The 8,923-nt window shown below is 74.2% G+C and carries 7 protein-coding genes; 2 read left to right on the forward strand and 5 right to left on the reverse strand.

Going from position 1 to position 8,923, the window contains the following annotated elements:
* Positions 1-17 precede the first annotated feature (17 nt).
* The gene (locus ABT300_RS38230; protein ID WP_351686067.1) at positions 18-290 is read right to left on the reverse strand and encodes a DUF3253 domain-containing protein; all 273 of its coding nucleotides are present in this window, start codon (positions 288-290) and stop codon (positions 18-20) included.
* Positions 291-394: 104 nt separating this feature from the next.
* Positions 395-1,663: an MFS transporter gene (locus ABT300_RS38235; protein ID WP_351686080.1), complete on the reverse strand. Its 1,269-nt coding sequence runs from the start codon at positions 1,661-1,663 to the stop codon at positions 395-397.
* A 122-nt stretch (positions 1,664-1,785) separates the two neighbouring features.
* Here ABT300_RS38235 and ABT300_RS38240 point away from each other — a divergent pair, with 122 nt between their 5' ends.
* The gene (locus ABT300_RS38240; protein ID WP_351686069.1) at positions 1,786-2,781 is read left to right on the forward strand and encodes a hypothetical protein; all 996 of its coding nucleotides are present in this window, start codon (positions 1,786-1,788) and stop codon (positions 2,779-2,781) included.
* Positions 2,782-2,837: 56 nt separating this feature from the next.
* Here ABT300_RS38240 and ABT300_RS38245 read toward each other — a convergent pair whose 3' ends face one another.
* The 3 genes from ABT300_RS38245 to ABT300_RS38255 form a co-directional block, all read right to left on the reverse strand.
* Positions 2,838-4,121 (reverse strand): RNA polymerase sigma factor, encoded by a 1,284-nt coding sequence (locus ABT300_RS38245; RefSeq protein WP_351686071.1) that lies wholly within the window; start codon positions 4,119-4,121, stop codon positions 2,838-2,840.
* A gap of 10 nt (positions 4,122-4,131) precedes the next feature.
* Positions 4,132-4,533 carry a YciI family protein gene (locus ABT300_RS38250; RefSeq protein WP_351686073.1) on the reverse strand — a complete coding sequence of 134 codons (402 nt, stop codon included), beginning with the start codon at positions 4,531-4,533 and terminating at the stop codon, positions 4,132-4,134.
* 145 nt (positions 4,534-4,678) lie between these two features.
* Positions 4,679-7,786 (reverse strand): AfsR/SARP family transcriptional regulator, encoded by a 3,108-nt coding sequence (locus ABT300_RS38255; RefSeq protein ID WP_351686076.1) that lies wholly within the window; start codon positions 7,784-7,786, stop codon positions 4,679-4,681.
* Between the two features lie 431 nt (positions 7,787-8,217).
* Between ABT300_RS38255 and ABT300_RS38260 the strand changes: the two genes are divergently transcribed.
* Positions 8,218-8,907 (forward strand): hypothetical protein, encoded by a 690-nt coding sequence (locus ABT300_RS38260; RefSeq protein WP_351686078.1) that lies wholly within the window; start codon positions 8,218-8,220, stop codon positions 8,905-8,907.
* Positions 8,908-8,923 lie beyond the last annotated feature (16 nt).

Raw genomic sequence — 8,923 nt, forward strand, 5'->3', positions numbered from 1 at the left:
CCCGGGAACCGGGGGCGTCAGCGGGTGCGCCGGATGCGGATCGGGCCGCGGGCCTGCGCCGGCGCGACGGGACGGCCGGCCTGCGTGATCTCTGCCTCGCCGGCCGTGACCAGCCGCCGGGCCGCACGACGGGCCGGTTCCACGAGCGCGCGCCAGCCGTCGTCGTCCCCTTCGTACACCGCCCGCGCGGCGTCGGAGGGGCAGATGGAGGCCGTCGGACCGCGTCGGTCGAGCAGCTCCAGGATCACCCGCTCCAAACGACGGTCGTCGTACCGTTCGCTGTCCGCCATACCCATCATTGTCCGCCGTCGGCGCACGACACGACAGCGGCGGAGCGGCCGGGCGGCCGGGCGGCCGAGGATCGTGCGGCGGCCCTTCGGGGCCCGGGGCCCCCTCAGCGACCGGCCGCTTCGGCGGCGCCCTCACGCGTGGACGCCGCGCCGGCGCCGCGGGAGCCGCGGGCGCCGGTGTCGACGGCGGGGGCCAGGAAGGCCGCGCAGGCGACGCACGCCAGGACGACGAGCAGGGCGGGGCGCAGGCCGACATGGTCCGCGAGGGTTCCGAGGCCGGGGGGACCGACGAGGAACGCGACGTATCCGATGGTGGCGACGAGACCGACCCGGGCCGTCTCGTCGGGGCCCGACTCCCCTGCCGCGGAGAGCGCGAGAGGGAATCCGAGCGAGGCGCCCAGCCCCCAGAGCAGTACGGCGACGCCGGCGAGCGGGGCGCTGTCCGAGACGATCACGACGAGCAGGCCGAGCGAGGCGCTGAAGGCTCCGGCCCGCACGACGGCGGTGCGACCGAAACGGTCGAGGACGTAGGTTCCGGTGAAACGGCCCAGCGTCATCGCCGCGGCGAATCCGGTGTAGACGAGGGAACCCGCTGCGGCGTCCATGCCGTGTCCGTCGACCATCAGCAGAGGCAGCCAGTCGTTGGCCGAGCCCTCGGCCAACGCCATCGCCAGCACGATCACGCCGATGAGGAGGAGCCTGCGGTCCTTCCACACCGCAGGGCGTCGCGCGCTGTCGGTCGCCCCGGGCTCCCCGGAAGGGCCGCGGCCCGTGCCCGACGGGACGGCGCGGACCGCGTGGAGGAAGAGAGCGGCGGCCGACGCGGTGACCGCCGCGAGGTGCCACTGCACCGGCACGCCGGACGCCGTCGCGGCCATGCCCGCGCCTGCTCCGAACACCGTGCCCAGGCTGAAGCAGCCGTGCAGCACCGGCAGGGTGGTCGCCCCGCTGCTGCGCTCCAGGTCCGTCGCGTCGACGTTCACGGCCACGTCGCTGACGCCCATCCCGGCGCCGAAGGCGCCCAGGCCCGCCGTGACCAGCGGCAGGGAAGCGGCGGCGCTGCCGACGCAGACGGCGGCCATCCCGGCGAGCAGGCTCACCGTCCCCCACACGATGACGGGACGTGTCCCGAATCGCGACACCAGTCGCCCCGACCAGATGATCCCCGCCATCGAGCCGCACGACAGCGCGAACAGCACGAGGCCCATCTGCCCGGTGGTCACGTCCAACCGGTCCCGGATCGCGGGCGTGCGCGTCACCCACGACGACATCGCGATCCCGGCGAGCAGGAACAGCAGGAACAGCGCCCGGCGGCGGCGACGCAGGTCCTGGTCCATGAGAACGCTTCTCCGTAAAGGCTTCGGGAGCGGCAGTCGCCGACAGGCGGGGCCTGCGCAGACCGACTTGCAGGCAATGTACAGGTCTGTCCGCGGGACCTGAGCGGCATTTCGAGGCACGGGTGTCTCCGGCCCCGTGGGCGGGGAAGACTTCGGCCATGGGGGAAGTGCTCAGCAACGGCCCGGACCGACCGCCCTGGAGACCGTCGCGTCGGCTGACCGCCGCGGTCGCGGCCGTGGTGTCGTCCGCCGCGGTCGTCGTGGGGATCATCGCCCTCGACGACGGACCCGCCGGTCGACGCCCGCAGGCGTCCGGGAGCCCGTCGGCGGCGGCGCCCTCCGGAGTGGTGTTTCCCCCCGGCCCGGACGCGCCTGTCGGAGCGGGACAGACGCCCGGCCTGGTGATCGCAGGAATGCCGCTGCCTCGGGGCGCGACAGCGGTCAAACGCGACCGCTCGGCGTCCGCAGGACCGTTCACCGTGGTCGTGCGGCGCTCTGATGGAAGCGGGACGCTGGGACGGCACGGCGCGGTGGTCGCCTTCCCTGTGACGGCGCCCTCGGGGGGACGGCCGATCCGGGTCGGCGGCGGGTCGGGCAGGGCCCTGGCGCGGGAGGTCGTCTGGCCGATCGCGGGCTCGTACGCCCGGGTCCGAGGCGATCTGCCGCAGTCCGAGCTGATCGCCGTCGCCGCGGCCACCCGGGTCGCGTCCGGCCGTCCCCGCGTGGACGCGCCGCGCGGACTGGCGGTGGCGGCCACGGGGGTCCTGTGGCCGGTCCACCTGAACGAGACCCGCTACAGCTCCCGTGGGACCGGGGAGGTCGACGAGCTCTCCGGCGGCCTGACCTTCACCGGCGTGGCCCGGTGCGGCGGCTTCGAGGACGTGCTGTACGCCACCGGCGCCGAGGCGGCGGGGACCGTGCACGGCAGACCCGCGGTCGTCACGTCGGCGTTCGGCGGCAACGGCGCACTGGCCTGGGAGCCGGCGCCCGGCGTCGTGGCGTACGTGGGCTACAGCGGCGCGCAGCTCGACCAGGGGGCCGTGGACGCCCTGCGCCGGCTGGCCGCGCGGACACGTCTGCTGAGCCCCGCGCAGTGGCAGGCCACGGGGCCGTGGACGAGCGACCAGGCCAACGATCCCGGCCGGGCCGGCTGAGACGCGACGGCCCGCCGTCCCTTCTCAGCCGACCCGGGTGACCCGTTCCGTCGACGTCAGTGGCCGTCGTGCCCTGAGCGGCTCGCCTCCCCGCCCGCCTGCGCGGCCAGTCGGGCGGCGCGCAGGCTGAGATGGTGACGCTCCGGGAGGCTGGCCGTGCGACGGGCGGCGGCGCGGTAGTCGGCGACGGCTGCCTCCCGGTCCCCGGCCAGTTCGTTCAGATGGGCGCGGACCGCGTACAGCCGGTGGTGGCGGGTGAGCGCGGGCGGCGGGTCGGCGAGCTGGGCGAGGCCGGCGGCGGGGCCGTCCACCATGGCGACGGCGACCGCCCGGTTCAGGATGATCAGCGGGTTGTCGGAGATGCGGGCGAGCACCCCGTACAGGGCGAGGATCTGCGGCCAGTCGGTCTCTGCGGCGGTGGGGGCCTCGTCGTGGACGGCTGCGATCGCGGCCTGCACCTGGTACGGGCCGACCGGACCGCGTGGCAGGGCGGCGGTGATCAGTGAGACGCCCTCGGCGATCGCGGCGGCGTCCCATCGGCCGCGGTCCTGCTCGGCGAGCGGGACGAGTTCGCCGTCCGGGCCGGTGCGGGCGGGCCCGCGCGCCTCGGTGAGCAGCATCAGCGCGAGCAGACCGGCCACCTCGGCGTCGTCCGGCAGCAGCCTGTGGACGGCCCTGGTGAGGCGGATCGCCTCCCGGGACAGTTCGACGCGCCGCAGCTCGGCGCCGGTGCTGCTGGCATAGCCCTCGTTGAAGATCAGATAGAGAACGTGCAGCACCGCGTCCAGGCGGGCCGGCCACTCGGCGCTGTCCGGCATTCGGAAAGGGGCCCCGGAGTCCTTGATCCGATGCTTGGCCCGGCTGATGCGCTGGCCCATGGTGGCCTCGGGGACCAGGAACGCCGCCGCGATCTCGCCCGTGGTCAGGCCGCCGACGGAGCGGAGTGTGAGGGCGATCGCCGAGGCGGGCGACAGCACGGGGTGGCAGCACAGGAACAGCAGCGCGAGGGTGTCGTCGTGCGCGCCCTCGTCCCCTGCGTCGGCTCCGGGTGCGGATCGCCGGTCGGTCGGGACCTGACCGGCCACCAGCTCCTCGCGTCGGCGGCGTGCCTGCTCGCTGCGGACCTGCTCGGTCATCCGTCGGCCGGCGACCTGAATCAGCCAGCCGCGCGGGTTGCGCGGCAGGCCCTCGGCCGGCCACTGCCTGGCGGCGTCCAGCAGGGCGTCCTGGACGGCGTCCTCGGCGGCGGCGAAGTCCCCGTAGCGACGGGTGAGCACGCCGACGACCTGCGGCGCGAGCGTGCGCAACAGGTCGTCGACGGCCGGTTCGAAAGTCGTCACAGAAAAATGATCACAGCTCCGTGGGCGGGGTCGCCATGACCTGGCGCACCTCGATCGGCATGTCGAGCGGCCGCCCGCCCGGGCCGGGGGCGGCGGAGACGGCCGCGGCGATCTCGATCGCCCGCTGCTCGGTGTCGCAGTCCACGATCCACCAGCCGGCCACCCACTCCTTGGACTCCGGGAACGGGCCCTCGGTGACGACCGGCGCGCCACCGCTGTGGGAGCGCACGATCCGGGCGGTCTCCGGCATGGCAAGGCCCTGGGCGTCGACCAGTTCGCCGGCGGCGGCGAGGCCGACGTTGGTCTCCTTCATGAACTGGATGTGCGCCTGGATCTCCTCCGGCCTCCATTCGTCGAGCTTGGGGAAGTCGACGTTCTTCTCGCTGAACTGCATCAGCAGCATGTACTTCATCGTTCTGCTCCTCGATCGTCGTGCCCGCCCGGCGGGGGCTGTCACAGGCAGGTAGAAGCACGCCCGGCGTTTTCGACATCGTCGACGGGATTCCGCGAAAAAACTTTCCGCGGACCGGCGAACGCATGATCCCCGACGAGACGCCCTAGTCCGACGTCACGGACAGCAGCAGCTTGCGCGCCTCCTCCGCGCGCGGCGAGCCGAGCGCGGTGTACAGGGACACGGCCTGGTGCAGATGGTCGGCGGCCTGCTCCGGCTCCCCTGTGTCCTTCCGGACGAGCGCCGCGCCGATGTGCGCGCGGGCCTGCTCCTCCTGTTCGCCGATCCCGCAGGCCACTTCCAGCGCCGAGGCGTGGGCCTCCAGGGCCTCGGTGTGCCGTCCGGCGCCGTGCAGAGCCTCGCCGAGGCCGTTGAGGGCGCCCGCCTCGCCGTAGAGCTCCCCGGTCCGCCGGAAGTGGACGAGGGCCTGCCGCTGGTGCTCGGCGGCCTCCTCGTAGGCGCCCTGGTGACACAACGCGTCCCCGAGGTTGGACAGGGCGTGCGCCTCTCCGCCGGTGTGCCCGAGCCGCCGGAAGAGCGCGAGCGCCTGCTCGAAGCGTCCGGCCGCGGCCGTGTGGTCGCCGAGCCGCGCCAGCACGATCCCGAGGTTGCCGAGGGCGCTGGCCTCCCCGAACGCGTGGCCCGTCTGCCGGTACAGCGCCAACGCCTGCCGGTACCGCTCGACGGACGCCTGGTAGTCCTCCAGCAACTCCTGGACGATTCCCAGGTTGTTCAGCACGTCGGCCTCGCCGTGGACGTCACCGACCTCGCGGAACAGCTCGACCGCCTGCTCGTGGTGGTCGACCGCGTCCCGGTACCGGCCCTGCAACTCGTGCAGTACGCCCACGTTGGTCAGATGGCGCGCCTCCCCGGCCCGGTATCCCACCCGGCGGCACAGCGTCAGCGCGTCGGCGTGGTGCCGGTGGGCGTTCTCGTAGTCCCCGAGCCGACGGTGGACCGCGCCGACGCACACCAGGACGTCGACCTCGCCGACGACGTCTCCCACCGCGCGGGCCGCCCGCAGGGCGTGCGTGTGCACGGTCAGCGCGTCGGTGAAATGCCCCGAACGCTCGTAGTGGCGGTGGAGCGTGGTGGCGATCCGGACGGTGTGCCGGGAGGGCCCGGGCTCCTCGGTCCTGGAGCACAACGCCACCAGGGTGTGCTGCGCGGCGCGCAGCCATGCGCGGCACTCGTCGGCCGTCCGCAGCGGCGGCAGAGCGGTGCCGGGCGCGTCGACGACGGGACGCAGATGCCGTTCGGCGGGATACAGCACGTCCATGGCCGCCGCCGACGCCGCCAGGCAGTGGTCCAGGAGACGGGTGAGTGCGGCGTCGCGCTCCGCCGCCCCGTCGTGCCGGCTCGCGAGGTCCGCGGCGTAGGCGCGCAGCAGGTCGTGCATGCCGTGGCGGCCGGGGCCGCTGCGGTTCACCAGGTGTGCGCGGGCCAGGGCCTCCAGGGACCGCCGCGTCCGCTCCACGGTCTCGCCGGCCAGGGCGGCGGCCGAGTGGGCGTCCGCGTCGGGCCCGGGGAGCAGGCCCAGCAGCCTGAACAGGCGCGCCTCGGGTTCGGGGAGACGGTCGTAGGACCACGAGAACACGGCTCGCACGGCCGCCCGGGGATCTCCGTCGCCGGAGTCCAGCACGTCCAGACGCCGCCGGTGGTCCCGTAGCTCCTCCACCAGGTGGGCGAGGGGCTCGTCCGGGCGGGACAACACCAGTTCGGCCGCCACGCGCAGGGCCAGGGGCAGTGATCCGCACTGCTCCGCCAGGGCGGTGGCGGCGGCGCGGTCGGTGTCGACGCGCGGTCCGATCAGGGCGCGCAGCAGGGCGTGCGCCTCGTGCGGGGCGAGCACGTCGAGGACCACGCGGTGCGCCCCGTGGACCGACACCAGGGACGCCAGGGAGTCCCGGCTCGTGATGACCACTTTGCACGTCGGGCTTCCGGGCAGCAACGGCCGTACCTGTGCGGCGGAGGCGGCGTTGTCGAGCAGGACGAGCAGACGCCGTCCGTCGACCGCCGTGCGGTAGCGCGCCGCCCGCTCGTCGAGCCTGAGCGGTATGTCCTGGCCCGACATGCCCAGGGCGGTGAGGAACCCGGCGAGGGCCTGGGCGGCGGAGACCGGCTCGTCGGGATCGTAGCCCCGGAGGTCGACGTAGAGCTGTCCGTCGGGGAAGGCCTGGCGGGCCTGGTGCGCCCAGCGCACGACCAGCGCGGTCTTGCCGACGCCCGCGGTGCCGCACACGGCGGAGACGATCACGGCCGCCCCGGGCCCTCCCTCGTCCGGAGCGTCCTCGCCGAGCAGACACCGTGTGAGCTCGGCCAGTTGCTCCTCCCGGCCGCTGAAGTGGCTTGTCGCCATGGGCAGTTGTGCGGGTATGGGGCCGACCGGTGCGCCGGGGGCAGGGGCGGCGGCAGGGGAGGGCCCCGTGCCCGGGGGCGCCGCCCGTCCGGTGTCGCGCAGCGTCTCCTCGTACACCGCCTGCAGTTCGGGGCCGGGAGCCACGTCCAGCTCCGCGCGCAGCTGTCGGCGGATCACGGTGTACGTGTGCACGGCCTCGGCGGCTCTGCCCGCGGTGGCCAGGCTCCGCATGACCGCCACGGCGAGCGGCTCGCAGAGCGGGTGGTCCGCCAGCAACGGCTGCAGGATTGCGGGCACCTCCTCGGGCTTGTCCTGGCGCAGCCGGGTCCGGGCCCAGGCGAGCGCCGCCTCCACGCGTTCCTGGGTCCAGGCGTCCCGGGTGCGCTCCGCCCACGCGCCGGGCAGTCCGGCCAACGGCACACCGCGCCACAGGCGCAGCGCCTCGTCCAGAACCTGTGCGCGGCGGGCGTCGGACAGGTGCGGCTCGCGGGCCTGCGCGACGAGCGAGCGGAAGCGGAGCAGGTCGACGGTGTGCTCGTCCGCCTCCAGGACGTAGCCGCCGGCGGTCCTGCGGATGCGGAGCGGCCCCTGCCGCGGCTGCTCGTCGGCGCCGCCCGCCGTGGGCTGCGGGCTGTCGAGGAGCCGGCGCAGGCGGCTGATATGCGAGTACAGAACCGACCGGGCTCCGTCGGGCGCCGCGGTGTCCCAGACCCGGTCCACCAGCGTGTTCACGGACACGGGGCGACCGGCGTCGGCGGCGAGCGCCGCGAGGACGGCCCGCCGACGCGGCTGCCCGATGTCGACCGCACTCCCCGCGATGCGCAGTTCAAGGGGTCCGAGCAGGTGAAGGTTCATCGTGCCTCACGCGGAGCAGATGGTGGAACGGCCCGCCCACGGCGGGGACTTCGTCCGCCTGGCGGGAGCGGGCTCCACGCAGCTCTCCGTCATCACTCCGGGGCCGTCACAGGAAGGCCGTCACAAGGTTTTCGCAAGGCTCACCGTAGATCCTCATCTCACGTGCCGTCAGGCGGATCGCGGCAGGCGTCGGGCCCCCGGGAACGCCGGCGGCTCGTGCGGACCCGGGGGCGAGCCCGGAGGGCGGCGGCGCCCACGTGCCGTCGCCCTCCGGCGCGCCCGCATGCCGTGATCGGCCGCGCATCGCCCCTGCCCGGAAACGCCGTCCCGAAATCTGGCCGGAACGCAACCGTCAACGGCCGAAACTCGTACACTCTCTCGAGCTGATCAGCCTCATGGAGATCTCGAGCCCACAAGACGGGGGACGCAGCATGCATCTGAAGCCGAGGAAGAGCCGCCGCAGACCGGGTTCGGCCCGAGCGGTCCTGACAGGCGTGTGCGCCGCAGCGGCGCTGGGCCTCACGGCTTGCTCCGGCGGCGGCACTGCGGACACGGGCAGCAGTGCCCCCACGCCGAGTGCGACGACGGCGGTCGACGCGGCGGACAAGGCGACGGCGAGCGCGGAGGCGGGCGCACCGGCCGCCAAGCCCGCCACGACGGCCTCCTCGGGCGCGGGCGGCGGCGTCAAGTCCCCCACCGCCGCCCCTCCCGCCCCCAAGCCCCCGGTCTCCCCCGCGACGAGCTCACCCGGCAAGGGAAGCGGCGACGACGGCTGCGACCACAAGATGCCCATCTCCCCCGACGAGATCGCGGTCTACCGCTACACGCCCGAAGGGGGGTCCCTGAGCCTGATCGTCCGCCACGGCAACTGGGGGTGCGGCACGCCCGACTCCGACGGAGCGCCCTTCGAGACGGTGGGCAAGGAGACCTTCATCCCGATGGATCAGGCCGCGGACATCACCGTGACCAACCCCATCGTCGAGAGCACCGAGAATCAGCCCATCGGCGTCCAGGAGTTCCTGGACTGGCTCGAGGCCAACCCGAACTCCGGGCTGGTCTTCACCTACCACCTCGGCGCCGACGGAGCCATCGACCGCCTCGACGAGGTGTTCACCCCATGACGCCCTGAAACACAAG

The sequence above is a fragment of the Streptomyces sp. NPDC001027 genome, from assembly GCF_040299045.1.
In the GTDB taxonomy this organism is placed as follows: Bacteria; Actinomycetota; Actinomycetes; order Streptomycetales; family Streptomycetaceae; genus Streptomyces.

Excerpts from the sequence above, each read along its gene's own strand:
- ABT300_RS38250 (WP_351686073.1), bottom strand. The coding sequence starts at position 4,533 with ATGAAGTACATGCTGCTGATGCAGTTCAGCGAGAAGAACGTCGACTTC.
- ABT300_RS38240 (WP_351686069.1), top strand. The coding sequence starts at position 1,786 with ATGGGGGAAGTGCTCAGCAACGGCCCGGACCGACCGCCCTGGAGACCG.
- ABT300_RS38230 (WP_351686067.1), bottom strand. The coding sequence starts at position 290 with ATGGCGGACAGCGAACGGTACGACGACCGTCGTTTGGAGCGGGTGATC.
- ABT300_RS38260 (WP_351686078.1), top strand. The coding sequence starts at position 8,218 with ATGCATCTGAAGCCGAGGAAGAGCCGCCGCAGACCGGGTTCGGCCCGA.
- ABT300_RS38255 (WP_351686076.1), bottom strand. The coding sequence starts at position 7,786 with ATGAACCTTCACCTGCTCGGACCCCTTGAACTGCGCATCGCGGGGAGT.